The following is a 16,781-nucleotide window of genomic DNA, read 5'->3' as shown; positions in this document are numbered from 1 at the left end:
CTTGCATCGCTATTGCCAATGATGGGCACAATCAAAGCGACCGTCACGAAATTGTAAAGTTTCTAGCGCGGCGGGGAGAATCTTGCATGCAGCGCATCTATTGTCGTCCGCGGCGAGTGATACTGCGAAACTGCGAAGGGAGGCTCCTGGCTGGCGCGGACAGGGAATGCAGGAAGGCTTCGAGATCGTTCAGTTCCCGCCGGTTCAGTCCAAGTGGCTCCGCTTCATTGTGGCCTATGAGGGCCTCCGGTGCCGCGTTGTAATGATCAAGAACCGACTTCATCGTCTGCAGCTGTCCTTTGTGCATATAGGGGCCAGTCTCTGCGACGTTACGCAGAGATGGCGTGCGGAAAGCGCCGAGCAGTTCGCTGCCGCGGCGCATGAACCGAAGTTCAATGCAGTCGTCGGCCGCCCTGTGGCTGTAGGCTCCGAGGCAGTTGAATGGGTCGCTCTCGAGTCGGGGGATGCCCGCACTGCGCCCGCGATCCGGCAGTTGTCCGGCAGCACTGATGACTCCGGTGTTATGGAATTCATTATTGCTGAAAAGGGGGCCGTTATGGCATTCGATACAGCGGGCCTTCCCTATAAACAAACCGAGCCCGCGTCGCTCCGCTTCACTCAGGTGTGGCTCGTTGGGGGGCGATCCTGTGGGCCCAGTGGGTTCGGGTTCGTCCGACGGCTCAAAGGACTCGCCGACCAGCCAGGCGGCATAGCGGTCGAAGCGGGACTCCCCCGGCACCAGCGATGTTTCGTAAGCTGCGATAGCTTTGCCCACATTTGCAAAAATGCGGTTGATACTGTGGCGATCTTCCGCGGCCATACTGCTCCAGGCCAGTGCCCCGGCTCCATCGTGAACGGGACTCGCATCTTCCGGAAAACGTCCAGCCGGTGACAGGTCCGGGAGCGCGCCGAAAATAATTTCATAGGCCTCGCGGTACCGGCGATCTCTGGCGATGAGCTTTGCGATCCGCACGCGATTGCTCCCGTGCTCGACCGGGTCCTCCAGTGGCGTCAGAGCCTGTGCCCAGAGGCTGTCCCGCCGACCGTCCCAGTAAAGCCAGGGGCTATAGGCACTGCCCACGATGGTGGGCGTGTTGCGCTTGGAATGCCCCAGGGCGCGGCCCTGAGGCCGTCCGTCAGTAAAATATCGGTCCGGCTGATGGCAGGTCGCGCAAGAAATGCTGCCGTCCGCGCTGAGCCGGGTATCAAAGAATAATTGCTGTCCCAAGCGTGCGGCCCGGGGGTCATCCGCAACTTCATTGGACTCGTCCCGTGGCGGTGGCGGAAGTGCGGACAGGCTGAGCGAATGAATGAGGCGAACCTGCTCACTGGTCCAGGTCGGATTCGTACAAAGAAGGGGTGCGCAAAGGCCCAGGCGTTCCGCAATCTGCAGGGCTGTGATTGTCACCACAGCAGCGATAAGCGGAGCAACAACCAGGCGAGGCGCTTTCATAGCTCCAGGTCGATATGCAGCACGTCGTCCCGCTCACCGGCAGCAATCTGGAAGCTGAGGGTCCAGGCGCCCGGCATGTGAAAACGCAGCCCCTCGAGGCGATAAACGCCTGCTTCTCCAGTGGGGCGCACCTGGGGGTTGGTGGGCAGGCCGTGATCGTGGGCGGGCATGCCGCCGCTCACTATAATGCTGGCATTCGTAATCGCCTCTCCCTGGCTGTCGCGAAGCTCGAGAGTCCAATGGTGCATGCGGTTTATTGGGATTGGCCGCAGGTCGCTGACGATATGCATTTGAAACAAACGCCGCTCGGATTCTGACACGCGCGGCGCGTCTGCGGCTCGAACCGGAGCGAATCCAAGAGCTATGACGACGGATATTGAATAAGCGATCAGCCTACGCACGCGACACGCGCCTCCAGCGGCTAAGGCGCCAATAGAGTAACTGGCACAACACAAGGAGAAAGAAGAAAACCGGCAGAGGTCCAGGCCCGGTGCGACCAACCTCGAAGGGAAAGACTGCCGAATAGAGCTCATTTGTCCGAGGGTCGCGGGCCGTGATGATACCGAGATATTCTCCGGGCTGAGCAAAGCGATGGAGAACGGTATAGACCTGGTCATCCCGGCGCGGCGGCTGGTAGTAGACCGTCGTATTCTCAAGATCACCCAACTGGTCCAGATCCTCCACCCCTGCGAAGCGATCGAGACCGGTACGGTTGTGAACGATTCGGAAGTCCATCCTCGCCTGACCCAGGTCCCCATGCACATAGTCCATCACGAACAGGGCTTCTCCTGCCGCTGGGAGGTCTTCGCAGAATTCCTGATGTCCGTGACTGCGGGGCAGGTGTACCTTGAAGTGGGCCCTGAAATAGCCGATCTGAATCAGACACAGGTCGTCCTCGGCGGTGACACTGCCGTGGGCCCGAACGCCCTGAGCTCCGAGAGCGGCCAGGGCGGTCAGGCAAATGAATGCGGCGTGTTTCATGTTGCCTCAGGTCGACCGTCAGTGACCTTCGCCCAGCACATCCTTCACGTGAATGCGTTCCGCATTCTCCGGTTGCCCCAGGTGCTCGACCCGCGTGCCAAAGGTGTAGTCGGCCTCCACGGCCATAAGCCCGATGAGCACCAGCAATACCGTCGGCGGAGCCAGAATCGCTGTGATCAGGGCCATGCGCTCCCACATGACGTGCATGAAGATGGCCATGATGAAGCCGGCCTTGAGAAACATGAAGATCAGTATCAGACTCCAGCGTACCATGCCCTGAAAGTCGAAATAGTCCACCATGTAGGAGAGGGTGCTGAGTACAAACAACAGAACCCAGACCTTGAGGTAGACACCAATCGGATGCTGTTGCGAGTCCTTGTGCTCCGCTTCGCCCGCCACTGCGCTCTGATGACTTTGGGTAAGAACCATGTGTCCCCCTACCAGAGATAGAAGAATGCAAAAATAAAGACCCAGACAAGGTCTACGAAGTGCCAGTACAGCCCGCTGATTTCGACAATCTCATAATTGTTCTTCTTGTCATAATGTCCCTTGAGCACCTTGGTGGCAACGATCGTCAGGTAGAGAACGCCAATGGACACGTGCAAGCCATGAAAGCCCGTAACCAGAAAGAACACGGAGCCAAACTGCGCCGCGCCGAAGGGGTTCGCCCATGGCCGGACCCCCTCCGAAATCAGCTTGCTCCACTCGAAGGCCTGCATCCCCACAAAGGTGGCGCCCAGGAGAGCCGTCGCATACATGAATGTGGCGACCTGTTTCCTGTCACGGAAGTGTGCGTACCGCACGGCAAGAGCCATGGTGCCGCTGCTGGTGATCAGAATGAAGGTCATGATGGCAATGAGGATGAGCGGCACGCTCTGGCCAAACAAGGTCAGCGCGAACACTTCGCTGGGGTAGGGCCAGGGCGCCGTGGTGCTCATGCGCACGTTCATGTAACCCACAAGGAAACTGGTGAAAATGAAGGTGTCGCTGACCAGAAACACCCACATCATCACTTTGCCCCAGGGCACCTGGAAGGTCTGCTTGTCGTCGGACCAGTCCGTGACGACGCTCTGAAAGGGTCTATCCAGTGTTTGATCGGCCATAGTCGGGTCCTAGGTATAGGATAAGAGGGCGAACAGCACTAACCAGACCAGGAACAGGAAGTGCCAGTAAACCGCGCAGAGCTCGACGCTCATGCGCTGGGCTTCCGGAGCTGCGCCGGTCCCGAGCCGCCAGGTGGCGCGTGCCCAGACCCAGAGGCCGCCCAGCATATGCAGCGCGTGAATCCCGGTGAGCAGGTAGAAGAACGAATTGGCAGGGTTGCTGTAAAGCAGGTATCCCGCCCGGGTCATGTCCCGCCACACGGTCACCTGACCGAATACGAACGCCAGGGTCAGTACGCCACCTGCGAGCAAGGCAATCCGGAGTTGCAGCCCATCGCCCCTGTTCAAGGCGTTCCGGCTCCACTGCAGGGCAACACTACTGAGAAAGAGCAGCAGAGTGTTGACCCACAACAAGGAGGGCTCCGGCAGTGGGCGCCAGTCCTGCAACTCCATCCGCACCACATAGGCGGTCATGAATAATGCAAACAGCACAGCCACAACGCCCAGAAAGAATCGCAGCGCAACCCGCTCCGGTGCCGCGGAAACAGCGCCGCCAGGGTGGGCCGCTGTCGCGCCCGTGGCATCGTTTTCCGACCAGGGTTTTTCGCCGAGAGCGCGAAGCAGACTCATATTTTGTGCTCCCTGTAACTGCCTTCCACCATGGGCACCTCGTCCGGTGGCATGTTCTGGGGAATGAAGTCGTCCCGCGCGCCGGGCACACTGTACTCATAGGCCCAGCGGTACACCGTCGGCAGGCGCGCGCCCCAGTTGCCGTGTCCGGGCGGGGTTTGGGGTGTCTGCCATTCCAGTGACGTGGCGTTCCAGGGGTTACCGCCGGCCGGCTGTCCGCGCATCAAACTCCAGATAACGTTGACGATAAACACGAGCTGCATCACCCCGACAAAGATGGCCGCGACGGTGATATTGGCATTCAACGCCATGGCCGATTCCGGAATAAAATCCGTGTTGCCGATGGCGTAGTAGCGACGGGGCACGCCGAGGAAGCCCAGGTAATGCATGGGAAGATAGATGGCGTAAGTGCCCAGGAAGGTGGCCCAGAAATGGATCTTGCCCAGAGTGACGTTGAACATCTTGCCGGTGATCTTTGGAAACCAGTGGTAGATGGCGGCGAAGAGAACCATGACCGGCGACACGCCCATGACCATGTGGAAGTGGGCCACTACGAAATAGGTATCCGACAGGGGCAGGTCGACGGTCACGTTGCCCAGAAAAATACCCGTCAGCCCGCCGTGGATGAAGGTGAAAATAAACCCCATGGCGAACAGCATGGGCACGGTGAGGTGAATGTTGCCCTGCCAGAGTGTGAGGACCCAGTTGTACACCTTGATGGCGGTGGGAATGGCGATGATGAGCGTGGTAAACGCGAAGAAGAACCCGAAATAGGGATTCATGCCGCTCACATACATGTGGTGCGCCCAGACGATGAAACTCAGTCCGCCAATGGCAACGATCGCCCAGACCATCATCCGATAGCCGAAGATGTTCTTGCGTGCATGGGTACTGAGTACATCCGACACGAGTCCGAAAGCGGGGAGGGCGACAATGTAGACCTCCGGGTGGCCGAAGAACCAGAACAGGTGCTGAAAAAGCACCGGGCTGCCCCCGGAATGTTCTGTCGCCTGCCCGAGGGAGACCAGAGCCGGCATGAAAAAGCTGGTGCCCACCACCCGGTCAAACAACATCATGATCGCGCTCACAAACAGCGCCGGAAAGGCAAACAGCCCGAGCACCGTTGCGACAAAAATCCCCCAGACTGAGAGCGGCATGCGCATCAGGGTCATGCCCCGGGTACGGGCCTGAAGAATGGTGGTTACGTAGTTCAGGCCGCCCATGGTGAAGGCGACAATGAACACCGCCAGGGAAATGAGCATCAGCACAATTCCCATATCGACGCCGGGCGTACCGCGAAGAATGGCCTGGGGCGGGTAGAGGGTCCAGCCCGCTCCGGTGGGCCCGCCGGAGACAAAGAAGCTGGCCATGAGAATGAGCACCGATAACAGGTAGAACCAGAAGCTGAGCATGTTCAGGTAGGGGAACACCATGTCCCGGGCGCCGATCTGGAGCGGGATCAGGTAGTTGCCGAAACCGCCCAGGAACAGAGCCGTGAGCAGATAGATCACCATGATCATGCCGTGCATGGTGACAAACTGGTAATAGGCACTGGGGTCAATGAATGCGAAGGTATCCGGGAAGCCAAGCTGCAGGCGCATCAGGCCCGACAGTACCAGGGCCACCAGGCCCACAAAAATGGCGGTTGCCGCATATTGAATGGCAATCACCTTGTGATCCTGGCTCCAGATATAGCGGGTGACGAAGCTGTGAGGATCGTGCAGCTCCGGGGTCTGATCTGCAATTGCAACGTAGGTCATTGGTGGTCTCCTGCAGTATGCGCCTGGGTCCGATCCTGGACTTGCAAGGTGTTGATATAAGCCACCACGTCATTGATCGCCTGGCTGTTTTTCAGTCCACTCACCATTGACCGCATCTGGAATCCAAACTCGTCCCCGGCATGAACGCCGCGCACACCGGATTTGTAGTTTTCCAGTTGGCGAACCAGATACCAGTCGCTCATTCCCGCCAGTGCCGGAGCATTGACGGCCCAGATGCCCTTGGCATCAGCGCCGTGGCAGATGCCGCAGGTGGGTTCGTAAAGCATGCGTCCTCGCGCAGGATCTCCTTGTACTGTCCGCGGGGCCGGCTGGTCGGGAAGGCTTTCGATGTACGCCACTACGTTGTCGATGGCCTCCTGGTTGGTGAGCGTGGCCGCCATAGGCGCCATCTGTTTTCCGTATACGTCATCTTCGTGAACGCCGCGAATCCCGTTCCGGTAATAGCCCAGCTGCCGCTTCAGGTACCAGCCTTGCTGACCGGCCAGCTTCGGCGCATTCAAACTCTCGTTGCCTTCACCGTTGGCGCCGTGGCAGCTTGCGCAGATTGCGTAATGGGCCTGGCCGGCCTGCAGATTGGCGGGAGCGCCGTTCCGGGTGTCGGCAAAAAGCTGTTGGCCTTCGAGCCAGGTGTCAAATTCATCCTGGCTCTCCACCACCACCCGGCCGCGCATGATGTGGTGGCCTATGCCGCACAGCTCTTCGCAGAGGATCTCATAACCCCCGCTTACTGTCGGGGTCAGCCAGAGAAAGCTCACGGAGCCCGGGACCATGTCCATTTTCACGCGAAACTGCGCGACGGAATAATCGTGCAACACGTCCTTGGAACGCAGCAGGAGCTTTACCGGACGGCCGATGGGAAGGTGCATCTCCTGGCTGAAGACGAGAACGTCGTCCTGCCCGTGTGGGTCGTCCGGATTCAGCCCGAAGGGATTGTCCGCGTTGATGTAGGTGGCGTCCGCGCTCCCCAGCACGCCGTCTTCCCCCGGATAGCGAAAGCTCCATTGCCATTGCTGACCGAGCACTTCCACCTCATGGGCGTTTTCTGGCACCTTCACAAAGTCGGCCCAAACAAACAGGCCCGGAGCGAGCATGGCCATGATGCCGAAGGCGGTGAAACCCGTCAGCCACAACTCCAGCTTCTTGTTTTCCGGTTCGTAGTGCGCGCGGCGGTTCTTGTTGTACCGGAATCGGTATACCGCGTAGGCCATGAACAGATTGACCGTGACGAAAACGAAACCGGTGACCCAGAAGGTAATGTGAATGGTGTCGTCAATGGCGCCCCAGTTAGAGGCGATGGGTGTGAGCCACCACGGACTGAGGAAGTGCAAGAGCAGGGAAATCGCTACCAGCAATACAATCGCGACAATGAACGGCATAGACTGTGTCCTTATTCACGCAACCGTGAAAACGCCCGGGGCGACGGAGACGGGGAGGGACGAACGGGGGCTTTACAGACCGGCCCCGGCGAACGCTGTCACTGTTTCCTTCAACCCGTTGGAATCGATCAGGCAGGCGGCGACGTTCGTCTGAACATCTGGCCACCTGCGTTACTGGGGCTTCTGAACAACGACTACGCCTGCTCAACTGTACTGCAACTGCATGGATGAAATAAGGAAAGCTGCTCGCCGGACACCTCGGTGCGGCGCTGCGCTAACCACCGGCCGCCGGAGGGAATCCGGCGTCGGTGGCGGCCTGGTGATCAACCTGTTTTTGGAATATAACCGTTAAGCGGGCTTCCGGGTCGGCTCCTGTTCCGGCATGCTGAACGGGTTGAAGAACTGTCGATCCACACCCACCAGTTTCGCTTCCGGATGGAGCTTCGTCATCATTCGCGCCACGTTCTCTTCCTTGCTTTTGTGGGCGTAGACCAGAATCAGATATTTACCGGCTTCCACCTCGTGGTGGAATTTTTCGAGCTTCTTGTTCTCCATGGAAATACCCACGAGTCCGCCTTGCCAGGTCCCGAATCCTGTCATCAAAATAATGATGCCCGCATAGGCAAGGGTGGAAAGCTCGGCGCCGAAGGGATTGAAAACAGTGGCGAGTGCGGCCATTCCGATACCGGTCGCCAGCCCGCAGATCGCCCCGATCAACCCGTGACGGACCAGATCCAGGGTCTCCAGATAGTTGCTGGAATGGAGCTGCTTGCGGCACAGACCTGCCTCATCCTTGCAGATGATGTGCATGAACCAGTCGCTTACGCCTGACTGATGGAGATCTTCAGAGATGCGTTCCGTACTGGCCAGATTTGGTGACAGATAGTAGTAACACTTCATCGCCGTTCTCCTAAAAAATAGAAGACTTGGATTACTGTACCTTCGTGACTGTCAGCCCGTATTGCATAAACGGAAGAAGGTAAAACACAGAAGCAATTTTTATGCTTTTATGACTTCGATGTTCCATGGTTTTTCGCGATGCCGGCCCGCATTCACTCGGTTGGTTCGGCGAAAATGTTTCGTTTTTTCCCGACGTCGTTGGATTGGTAGGAGAAGCTACCATTATTTCTGAAAAATGCGAAGAGCCATTGCCGGGAAATTGGCGGTCGTCCGGGCATGTTTATAGATCAATTCGGAGCTAAACCAAACCTCTAAAAGTCCACCACGTACTTAGCGGGCCCAATGACAGGACGCGACTTGCCTTGGGGTGCCCGCTTCAGCGGACTCCGAAACACAGCAGGGCCCGTTTCAATAGCAGGCGTGAGAGAACCACGAGCAACACCGCAATGACCAGGCTGCCAAAAGTCGATTCGATGGCTGCGAGTGTGTTGTCGATTCGTAAGGCCCGGCCCATGGCGACAACAGTGGCACCGGCCATGAACAGCAGCAAAGCCGAAATAAGAAGAAGCAGCACGCCCAGCCATTTTTTCATCTTTTTGCAGCCCGAGGGTGTGTCACGGTGGCAGCAGGATATCGCAGCGGACCGTCCGCCGCCAGCACGGGAAACCGCCCTGCACCCGTGGTCTGTGCTTGCACCGTTTCCGTCGGTGGATCATATTGCGATACCGGGCGACTCAGTGGCACAGGATGGAATCACATGATGACCAGAATCATTGCCTTCGGACCATTGACGCTTCGATTCAACTGGATCGTGGCAACTCTGGTGTTGGCGGCGGTGGCCGGCCTTGTCCGACTGGGGCTTTGGCAGCTTGATCGGGCCGGGGAAGAGCTGGCGCAGCACGAGAGCTTCCTGGAGATGCAGGAGGGTGCGCCGGAACCCATCGAAGCGCTTGCCGCCCGGGTTGCCAGCTCTGAGCTTCGGACCCTGCAGAATCGTCAGGTGTCCTTACAGGGACGCTATCTCAACGGGCAATCCATTTTTCTGATCTATCAGGTTCATGAAGAGCAACTGGGGTTTGAGGTGGTCACTCCGTTTGAGCTGAAATCCGGAACGGGGACTGTGCTGGTAAGCCGGGGTTGGATCGCGGCCGAGGGGTATGAACAACTCCGTGGCAGTTTGCCGCGCATTTGGGGAGAGCAGGAGCTGCACGCTCAGATCCACATCCCGGCGGGCACTACCCGTCACTCATCGAACGAGCAGGTCGAGCCCCGTTGGCCGCTGCTGACCCGCCACCTCCAATTGAGCGAACTACAGCCTCTGTTTTTCAACCGCCTGCTTCCCTTCGTGGTTCGGCTGAACGAGGGGCAGCCTGGGGTACTGGTTCGGCATTGGGCTCCGGTCCGTGTGGATGCGGGACGCAATTTTTCCTACGCGCTGCAATGGTTTGCCATGGCCGTAGCCCTGGCGGTCGTGTCCCTGTTGCTGAGTAGCAATGGGATGACCCTGCTCGCTCAGCGCCACTCGTAGCAGGTCGTCGCCTGTCCCCTTCGATATCGCCATTTACCTTCCGGTGACCCAAAAGCCCGGATCGGTAGCGAGGCTCCCCACAGCGCCACTTACCGGAATGGCGTGCTAAGATGTGCGGCCATTTTGAAGTTGGGTGAGGTCGCTATGAGATTCCTTGAACGTCGACGCGGAACGTGTCTGGTATTGGCCCTTTGGGCGATGTTGCCGGCCCTGACGGGGCACGCGGAGGAGCGGCGCTGGCTGGATCCGGCGAACGATCTTCACAACCTTCCGGAAGAGGGAGGGCTGCTTACCTGGACGGGCGATGATCAGATCATCGCCTACCGGAATATTGCCAGTCTCCTGTCCACCCGCACCATTGAAGCGGGGCCCGCGCCTCTGGAACTGCCCACGGCGCCCATGAACCTCGCCGATTTCCGATTCGAACTGGAGGGCGAAAGCCACTCGCTGGACGACTACCTGCGGGACAATGAAGTGGCAGGTCTGCTGATATTGCACAATGGAAAGATTCGCCACGAGTATTACGGCTTCGGCAATACGCCCGACAGCCTCTGGGTGACCTATTCCATGGCCAAGTCCGTGGTCTCCATGCTGACCGGCGCGGCCGTCAAGGACGGTTACATCCGCAGCCTGGACGACAAAGTTACCGACTACCTGCCCCAGTTGAAGGGCTCCTCCTACGATCAGGTGAGCATCCGCAACGTGCTGCAGATGGCCTCCGGCGTGGCCTGGGATGAAACCTACGCAGATCCCCAGTCCGACGTGGCCAACATCCCTACGGACGTGATCGAAATGTTCCGTTTCCTGGGCAAAAAGGAGCGGGTTGCGCCTCCGGGAGAACAGTTCAACTACAACACCGGGGAAACCAATCTGGCCGGCGCCGTTTTGCGGGCCGCTATTGGCAACAATCTTGCGACCTATGCCAGTCACAAAATCTGGAAGCCCTTCGGCATGGAGGCGGATGCCAACTGGCTGACCCATGGAGAAGGCAGCGGTGAGCGGGGCGGTTGTTGCATCAGTGCCACCCTGCGGGATTATGGTCGGCTCGGCCTGTTTGCACTCCGCGAGGGCACCTTGCCCGATGGAACACGGGTGCTGCCCGACTCCTGGATGGACGCCTCCACAAGCCCCTCCAAAGGCAGCGAAGGCTACGGTTCTCTTTGGTGGCTGGACGGAGACGGCTCCTACCGGGCGGTAGGGATCTACGGCCAGACCATCTACATCAATCCCGCCAAGGACCTGGTGATCGTTCATCTCGGGGCCTGGAAAACGGCGGTTGGAGAACAGTACAGCGCCCGTCGTGCAGCGTTTCTCGAAGGGCTGGATGCGCTGTTCGAGTAAGCGGCGATTGGGGTGACCACGCACGAGGTAGTGGATGCTGCGGCTTTTCAATATCAGGAACGGCTTGATTCGTGAACTGGACAGCGCACCGGACCCCAGTGCGCTTCCCCTGGGTGAAACCGAATGGATCGATGCCCAGCAGCCCGACGATGGTGAGCGGGCCCTTCTGGAAAGGCTTCTGCCGACGGAGGTTCCGGAGTTCGAAGAGGTGGAGGAGATCGAAGCTTCCGCCCGTTGCTTCGTGGACCAGGCGGGCATTCATGTGCATTCCCTGTTTCTCACCCACAGCGAAGGTCGGCACCACACGGTCTCGGTTGCCTGCATTCTGCAGAAAGATCGCTTGCTGACGATCCGTGAAGATGACATTGCGGACTTCCGTCTGCTGCGAATGCGGGCGCGCCGGGGCCAGGTGGAAGTACGCTCGCCGGCCGGCTTGCTGGTGACCTTGTTGGAACAGAAGGTGGAGAACCACGCTGACGCCCTCGAAGATCTGCATCGTCAGCTGGAGCGGGTCAGCTACCTGGTTCTGGAGGATGAAGAGGCGGAACTGGACGAGGCCATCAGCCAGTTGGCCCGTCTCGAGGACAGCAACGGAAAAGTGCGGCTGTGTCTGATGGATACCCAGCGCAATATTTCATTTCTGCTGCGGCATCTGCGCGATCAGCCGGAGCTCGCGGAGGTGTTGCGGGAAATCATGCGCGATGTGGAGACGCTCATGTCCCACACTACCTTCCTGTTCGACAAGATCAACTTCCTGATGGACTCCACCCAGGGGTTTATCAACATCGAGCAGAATCAGATCATCAAGATCTTCTCCATCGCGGCCGTTGTGTTTTTGCCCCCGACTCTGGTCGCCAGCATTTACGGTATGAACTTCGAGCTCATGCCAGAGCTGAACTGGCGGCTCGGCTACCCGTGGGCACTGGGCCTGATGGTAATCGCGGGCATTGCTCCCTACTGGTACTTCAAACGCAAGGGCTGGCTCTGAACCGAACCCTCAGGTTTGCGGCTTTTCTCCATCATCGCTCTGCAGCATCTCGTCATGTTCCTCCATGCGCCAGGGCAGGTTGGCGGGGGAGATGTGCAGGAAGTTCAGGTACTTCTCAAACTGATCGAGGATGTCGCTGATGATGTCGTGCTGGTCAAAACCGTACACATCATAAGACTGGCCACCCCGGCGCAGGAAGACCTCCGCGCGGTAGTAGTGAACATCGTCGCCGTCCTCGCGATTCATTTCCGGATAGGCGAAGTCCGGCATTTCGTGTTCCACCATGCGCACCTCGTAGATGAAGTCCACCTGATCTTCCTTCAACACTTCCAGGTAGGCGCGCATTCCTTCTTCCTCGTAATGAAATTCCGCGGGCCAATCTTGCTCCATGAGCGCGCGCTGCACCCGACGCATGGCCTTGATCACTGTGGTGGATATGAAGGTTTCAACATCCTCCCGGTTCGGGAAGGTCACCAGGCCCGCCAGGCGGCGTTTCCACAAGCCCCGACCCGTTGTGCCCGAAAGGCGCGTCGCCTGCACGTGGGCACGAAGGCTTTCCTGGTGGTGCCCTTCAATAACCAGCGCCCGCCACATGCCGACGGCGGAGACGATCATGATGATGGAGAAGGGCAGGGCGCTCACGATCGTCATGGTTTGCAGGGCGTTGAGGCCGCCGGCCAGCAACAAGGTGGCGGCAAGAATTCCCTCTGTGCTGGCCCAGAACACCCGTTGCCAGACCGGCGTGTAGAGTGAACCGCCCGAGGCCAGGGAATCGATGACCAGGGACCCCGAATCGGAAGACGTGACGAAGAAGGTAACGATGAGGATTACGGTAATGAACGAGGCGATTGCAGAAAGTGGCAGCGCCTCATAAAGTTTGAACAGCGCAACCGCGTGATTGTTTTGTACTTCCGCAATTAGTGAGGTATAGCCCTCCATCATGATCAGGTGCAGTGCCGTGTCGCCGAAGATGGAGAACCAGAGGAAGGTGAAGATGGAGGGAACCAGCATCACGCCGAGCACGAACTGGCGAATAGTTCGCCCTTTGCTGATCTTGGCAATGAACAAGCCCACAAACGGCGCCCAGGCAATGGTCCAGCCGAAAATGAACAACGTCCAGTTGCCGATCCAGTCGCTGCGGGTGTAAGCCTGCAGGTTGAAGGTGCGCTCCACGATGTTGTTGAGGTAACTGCCCGTGTTCTGCAGGAAGCTTTCGAGGATGTGTATGGAGGGGCCAACGACAAAGACAAAAACCATCAGCAGGAGCGCCAGAGCCATGTTGAGAATGGACAGTCGCTTTATTCCTTTATCCATGCCGGCCACTACGGAGATGATCGCCAGACCGGTGATGATGGCAATGGCTACCATCTGTACTGTGATACTAATCGGAATACCCGGCCACAGGTAATTGAGCCCCGTGTTGATTTGGGTCACTGACAGGCCCAGAGTGGTGGCGATGCCGAACAGAGTCCCCAGGATGGCGAAAACATCGGTGGCGTGCCCGATGGGGCCGTGAATCCGCTCCCCGATCAATGGGTAGAGCGCTGAGCGCATGGACAGGGGCAGGCCGTGACGGTAAGCAAAGTAGGCCAGCACCAGGCCCACCAGGCCGTAGATGGCCCAGATGTGAAACCCCCAATGGAAGAACGCGATCTGCATGGCCTGCTTGGCCGAGTCGACGGTCTGGGCGGCACCGGCCGGCGGTTCGGAATAGTGCAGGACCGGCTCGGCCACGCCGAAGAACAGCAGGGCGATGCCGTAGCCGGCGGAGAACAGCATGGCGAACCAGGCGGGGAAGCTGTACTGGGGGTCGGCGTGATCGGGGCCGAGCTTGATGCGGCCCCAGGAGGATACAGCCACCGCAACAATAAAGAGCAGGAAGGTGGCCACAGCGAGCATGTAGAACCAGCCGAAATTCTGGGTGATGGCGGCCAGGGTCTGCTCGAACAAGGCGCTGGCCAGCTCCGGGTTGCTGATGGTGCCGACCACCAGCAGCAGCATCACAATGACTGCCGGAATGAACACTGGAAGTAATACAGTGGATTTGACGTTGTCGCTCATGTTCGGTCCTTGAACAATATTTTCATTATCGCGGGAGGTCGCGGGGTACCATGACAGGCCGTTCCAGCCAGCGTTCAAAGCGGCGGTTCAGGCGATCGAGGTTCTCCGACCACCACCGGGCGTCGATCTCCAGTGCGGTGGCCAGATTCTCCTCGGCGGTGGGCAACATCGACCGCATTCGCTCGTCGACCAACTCCAGTGAAGAATGTCTCACAGGGCCATAGGGGATGTAGCTCGCCTGTCGGGCCAGGCTTTCGGTGGAAGTGGCGAACTGGACGAAATCCAGAGCCTGTTCGATATTCTCCCCGTTGCGCGGAATGCCCCAGACATCGTAGAACCAGATCTGGTGGTCCCAGAGAATATCCAGTTGTTCGCCGCGATTCACCGCGTCGTACACGCGACCGCTGTACACGGAGGACATGGCAACCTGGCCCGTCTCCAGCAATCGAATCGCGTCTTCGCCACTCTCCCACCAGTCGATGTAGGGCTTGAGACTGTCGAGGACTTTGAATGCGCGATTGACGCCTTCTTCTGTACTCAATGTTTCGTAAACTTGGTGCCGCTCAACGCCATCGGCAATCAACGCCCATTCCAGGTTGATCTGGGGGGTGCGCCGCAGCCCCCTGCGCCCAGGGAAGTCGCGCACATTGAAGAAATCGCGAATGTGCCGGGGTGGCCGCTCCAGGCGTTGTCGGTCGTAGGCCACTACGGTGGACCCCACTACGTTGCCCACACCGCATTCCATCAGCGCTGGCTCCACAAAATCATCGACAGCGGCCGTGCCGTCAGGAGCCGCCGGCAAGTCCGCCGGATCTATTTTGACCAGGAGTCCTTCGTTGCAGGCGCGGATGGCATCGAACAGTTCCAGGTCCACCACATCCCAGCGAACGTTCCAGGCCCGGACCTGGCGACGAATTTCTTCGATCCCGCCGCTGTACTGGATGATTTCCACATCCACATTCCGGCTGCGCTCATAGGGGCGAATGAATCCGAGAACCTGGCTCTTGACGTAGCTTCCATCCCAGGACACCACGCTCAGTTCCTCGGCGCCAGCGGGCAGCGCCAGGGCGAGAGCGGAAATCACCACCCCCAACAGGCGGCAGAAACGAGTGTGGGGTTTGATTGCGAATGAGCGGACTCGCATAAGGTCACCAGTAGAATCCAATGTTAATGTTGAGCCGTCCGTGCCATTCGTCCTCGCCTCCCGTGGCCATTGAGCCGCCGCCAAAATAGGGCATATTGTTGGCCAGGATGTAGTCCACATAGGTAAAGAGGGCGCCGCTGCCGATCCCGCACCCGATGGTGTTGATTCGGGAATCGGTACCGCCGTTGTTCTTGAAAAGTTGAGAGTAGTCGTTGTAGCAGATAATTTGCTCTACTTGCTCCCATGGGGAGTTCAGGTTGTAGGCAATATTGGCGACTGCAATGTCCGCCTCTTCCGCAAGCAGATAGCTGCTTTCGAAGGCACCCACGCGAACGGCCCCCGACTGGGTGCCCGGCGGGTCGTATCGGTAGCTGGCCGCCTCGAACTGGAAGTTCCAGCGGCCACAACGGCTGTCCAGGTGCGCGGCAGCCGCCCAGTGATCGCCCTTCCGGTCGATGGAAGCGTCGTAGATCTGGGCCGTCTGGGCGGAGGCGCCCACTTCGTTCTCGCAGTCACTGCCGGCGCCGAAAGTGTAGGCGACGCGTGCGTTCAGGCGGTTGATCTCTTCCTGTTGGTCTTCTCCCACCTGTACCAGATCGAAGCCGTAGCGCCCCAGGTCCGTGGGGTCATTCAGCTCCTCGTTCTTGTAGAAGGCTATGTGTGTCGACCACGGGCCATCCTGGCGCAGGTACTTCACGCCCATGTCATAGTCGTCGGCCAGGCCCGCATAATAGGGAACGCCGAACCAGGCGTTGTGTGAGGCGTAGGGAAGCAGGCCGAAGGGCACCTGATGAATGCCGAACTGGAGCTGACTTTCATCGCTGAATTCGTAACCGAGCCAGCCGTAGCGAATGGTGTGCATGTAGGAATAGAAGCGGTATTCGGCGGCTATGAGAATGTTGTTTACCTGACCGTCCACGTTGAGGCGAAAAATATCGAGCCCGCTTTCGCCCCGTTTGCTGGTGGACGCATCCACAAAGTCCCGGTGAACGAAGTTGAAGCGCAGGGCGCCGCCGATGGTGACCTCCGGTTCCACCGCCTCAGCCAGAGTGGCCAGCGCCCGTTCGGTTCCGGGTGAGGCATTGTCCAGGGTTCCGCCGTCAGGCTCGCCTGCGGCGGGGGCGGTCTCGAGTGCCTCTTCAAGAACCCGCGCGGACTCCCGTTGCTGACGGATTTCCACCTCCTCGAGCCGCTGGCGCAGCCTTTCGACCTCGTTCTGAAGAGCCTCCATCTCGTCGGGCTCGGCAGCGGCGGGTGCCTGCTCCTGGGCCGCCGCCTGCGCGTTGCCCCATAAACACATGAGGGCCAATCCCAGCCTGAAGAAGTCTGCAGGTTGTCCCGGTGTGTGGATGGTCATTCCATGTACCTTTTCGGGATCGTGTGAGCACGTACCTGAGACCCGGCGGGCGGGGCTTCGTTCGCTGTGGCCGGGTCTCGTGCTTCCCTCCCGAGGCCGTCTCGAGGAGGCGGCCCGGTCAGGCGCGTGCTCGCACTC

General features: G+C 59.0%; 16 protein-coding genes. 3 read left to right on the top strand and 13 right to left on the bottom strand.

Annotated features, from left to right (window positions below; translation table 11 throughout):
* Positions 1-97: 97 nt before the first annotated feature.
* From ACURWW_RS00855 to ACURWW_RS00810, 10 genes are all read right to left on the bottom strand, one after another.
* Entirely contained in the window at positions 98-1,453 is a 1,356-nt protein-coding gene (locus ACURWW_RS00855) for a cytochrome-c peroxidase (protein WP_445615119.1), read from the bottom strand.
* Positions 1,450-1,743, bottom strand: a complete 294-nt coding sequence (locus ACURWW_RS00850) for a FixH family protein (protein WP_445615118.1) — start codon at positions 1,741-1,743, stop codon at positions 1,450-1,452. The genes ACURWW_RS00855 and ACURWW_RS00850 overlap by 4 nt, the downstream gene beginning before the upstream one ends.
* Positions 1,744-1,846: 103 nt before the next feature.
* Positions 1,847-2,434, bottom strand: coding sequence for a hypothetical protein (locus tag ACURWW_RS00845; protein ID WP_445615117.1), 588 nt, complete (start codon positions 2,432-2,434; stop codon positions 1,847-1,849).
* Positions 2,435-2,452: 18 nt separating this feature from the next.
* Positions 2,453-2,863, bottom strand: a complete 411-nt coding sequence (locus tag ACURWW_RS00840) for a cytochrome C oxidase subunit IV family protein (RefSeq protein ID WP_445615116.1) — start codon at positions 2,861-2,863, stop codon at positions 2,453-2,455.
* An 8-nt stretch (positions 2,864-2,871) separates the two neighbouring features.
* Positions 2,872-3,537: a heme-copper oxidase subunit III family protein gene (locus ACURWW_RS00835; RefSeq protein WP_445615115.1), complete on the bottom strand. Its 666-nt coding sequence runs from the start codon at positions 3,535-3,537 to the stop codon at positions 2,872-2,874.
* Between the two features lie 9 nt (positions 3,538-3,546).
* On the bottom strand, positions 3,547-4,167 hold the full coding sequence (locus ACURWW_RS00830) for a cytochrome c oxidase subunit 3 (protein WP_445615114.1): 621 nt from the start codon (positions 4,165-4,167) through the stop codon (positions 3,547-3,549).
* The gene (locus tag ACURWW_RS00825) at positions 4,164-5,927 is read right to left on the bottom strand and encodes a cytochrome c oxidase subunit I (RefSeq protein WP_445615113.1); all 1,764 of its coding nucleotides are present in this window, start codon (positions 5,925-5,927) and stop codon (positions 4,164-4,166) included. The genes ACURWW_RS00830 and ACURWW_RS00825 overlap by 4 nt, the downstream gene beginning before the upstream one ends.
* On the bottom strand, positions 5,924-7,324 hold the full coding sequence (locus tag ACURWW_RS00820; protein WP_445615112.1) for a c-type cytochrome: 1,401 nt from the start codon (positions 7,322-7,324) through the stop codon (positions 5,924-5,926). The genes ACURWW_RS00825 and ACURWW_RS00820 overlap by 4 nt, the downstream gene beginning before the upstream one ends.
* A 348-nt stretch (positions 7,325-7,672) precedes the next feature.
* Positions 7,673-8,224 carry a hypothetical protein gene (locus ACURWW_RS00815; RefSeq protein WP_445615111.1) on the bottom strand — a complete coding sequence of 184 codons (552 nt, stop codon included), beginning with the start codon at positions 8,222-8,224 and terminating at the stop codon, positions 7,673-7,675.
* A gap of 376 nt (positions 8,225-8,600) precedes the next feature.
* The gene (locus ACURWW_RS00810) at positions 8,601-8,816 is read right to left on the bottom strand and encodes a hypothetical protein (protein WP_445615110.1); all 216 of its coding nucleotides are present in this window, start codon (positions 8,814-8,816) and stop codon (positions 8,601-8,603) included.
* A 165-nt stretch (positions 8,817-8,981) separates the two neighbouring features.
* On the opposite strand from ACURWW_RS00810, the gene ACURWW_RS00805 reads away from it, so the two are divergent.
* The 3 genes from ACURWW_RS00805 to corA all read left to right on the top strand — a co-directional run bounded on the left by ACURWW_RS00805 (position 8,982) and on the right by corA (position 12,081).
* A complete protein-coding gene (locus ACURWW_RS00805; RefSeq protein WP_445615109.1) occupies positions 8,982-9,752 on the top strand; it encodes an SURF1 family protein in 771 nt (256 codons plus the stop codon).
* Positions 9,753-9,896: 144 nt separating this feature from the next.
* Positions 9,897-11,093 carry a serine hydrolase domain-containing protein gene (locus ACURWW_RS00800; RefSeq protein ID WP_445615108.1) on the top strand — a complete coding sequence of 399 codons (1,197 nt, stop codon included), beginning with the start codon at positions 9,897-9,899 and terminating at the stop codon, positions 11,091-11,093.
* Positions 11,094-11,127: 34 nt separating this feature from the next.
* Positions 11,128-12,081: a magnesium/cobalt transporter CorA gene (corA, locus tag ACURWW_RS00795; RefSeq protein ID WP_445615107.1), complete on the top strand. Its 954-nt coding sequence runs from the start codon at positions 11,128-11,130 to the stop codon at positions 12,079-12,081.
* Positions 12,082-12,090: 9 nt separating this feature from the next.
* Here the strand turns inward: corA and ACURWW_RS00790 are convergent, their stop codons facing one another.
* From ACURWW_RS00790 to ACURWW_RS00780, 3 genes are read right to left on the bottom strand one after another with little or no spacing between them, the layout of a single operon-like run.
* Positions 12,091-14,142 (bottom strand): BCCT family transporter, encoded by a 2,052-nt coding sequence (locus ACURWW_RS00790; RefSeq protein WP_445615106.1) that lies wholly within the window; start codon positions 14,140-14,142, stop codon positions 12,091-12,093.
* Positions 14,143-14,167: 25 nt separating this feature from the next.
* Complete coding sequence (locus ACURWW_RS00785; RefSeq protein ID WP_445615105.1) at positions 14,168-15,286, bottom strand: ABC transporter substrate-binding protein; 1,119 nt, start codon at positions 15,284-15,286, stop codon at positions 14,168-14,170.
* A 4-nt stretch (positions 15,287-15,290) separates the two neighbouring features.
* A complete protein-coding gene (locus ACURWW_RS00780; protein WP_445615104.1) occupies positions 15,291-16,643 on the bottom strand; it encodes a porin in 1,353 nt (450 codons plus the stop codon).
* Positions 16,644-16,781: the final 138 nt, after the last annotated feature.

This window comes from Gilvimarinus sp. F26214L (assembly GCF_054401055.1).
Note: the sequence above shows the minus strand (reverse complement) of the source record. Positions and strands in the feature narration are given on the sequence as shown.

What these genes read in the sequence shown, in the direction of transcription:
- ACURWW_RS00855 (WP_445615119.1), bottom strand. Translation starts at nt 1,453, where the DNA reads ATGAAAGCGCCTCGCCTGGTTGTTGCTCCGCTTATCGCTGCTGTGGTG.
- ACURWW_RS00850 (WP_445615118.1), bottom strand. Translation starts at nt 1,743, where the DNA reads ATGCATATCGTCAGCGACCTGCGGCCAATCCCAATAAACCGCATGCAC.
- ACURWW_RS00845 (WP_445615117.1), bottom strand. Translation starts at nt 2,434, where the DNA reads ATGAAACACGCCGCATTCATTTGCCTGACCGCCCTGGCCGCTCTCGGA.
- ACURWW_RS00840 (WP_445615116.1), bottom strand. Translation starts at nt 2,863, where the DNA reads ATGGTTCTTACCCAAAGTCATCAGAGCGCAGTGGCGGGCGAAGCGGAG.
- ACURWW_RS00835 (WP_445615115.1), bottom strand. Translation starts at nt 3,537, where the DNA reads ATGGCCGATCAAACACTGGATAGACCCTTTCAGAGCGTCGTCACGGAC.
- ACURWW_RS00830 (WP_445615114.1), bottom strand. Translation starts at nt 4,167, where the DNA reads ATGAGTCTGCTTCGCGCTCTCGGCGAAAAACCCTGGTCGGAAAACGAT.
- ACURWW_RS00825 (WP_445615113.1), bottom strand. Translation starts at nt 5,927, where the DNA reads ATGACCTACGTTGCAATTGCAGATCAGACCCCGGAGCTGCACGATCCT.
- ACURWW_RS00820 (WP_445615112.1), bottom strand. Translation starts at nt 7,324, where the DNA reads ATGCCGTTCATTGTCGCGATTGTATTGCTGGTAGCGATTTCCCTGCTC.
- ACURWW_RS00815 (WP_445615111.1), bottom strand. Translation starts at nt 8,224, where the DNA reads ATGAAGTGTTACTACTATCTGTCACCAAATCTGGCCAGTACGGAACGC.
- ACURWW_RS00810 (WP_445615110.1), bottom strand. Translation starts at nt 8,816, where the DNA reads ATGAAAAAATGGCTGGGCGTGCTGCTTCTTCTTATTTCGGCTTTGCTG.
- ACURWW_RS00805 (WP_445615109.1), top strand. Translation starts at nt 8,982, where the DNA reads ATGATGACCAGAATCATTGCCTTCGGACCATTGACGCTTCGATTCAAC.
- ACURWW_RS00800 (WP_445615108.1), top strand. Translation starts at nt 9,897, where the DNA reads ATGAGATTCCTTGAACGTCGACGCGGAACGTGTCTGGTATTGGCCCTT.
- corA (WP_445615107.1), top strand. Translation starts at nt 11,128, where the DNA reads ATGCTGCGGCTTTTCAATATCAGGAACGGCTTGATTCGTGAACTGGAC.
- ACURWW_RS00790 (WP_445615106.1), bottom strand. Translation starts at nt 14,142, where the DNA reads ATGAGCGACAACGTCAAATCCACTGTATTACTTCCAGTGTTCATTCCG.
- ACURWW_RS00785 (WP_445615105.1), bottom strand. Translation starts at nt 15,286, where the DNA reads ATGCGAGTCCGCTCATTCGCAATCAAACCCCACACTCGTTTCTGCCGC.
- ACURWW_RS00780 (WP_445615104.1), bottom strand. Translation starts at nt 16,643, where the DNA reads ATGACCATCCACACACCGGGACAACCTGCAGACTTCTTCAGGCTGGGA.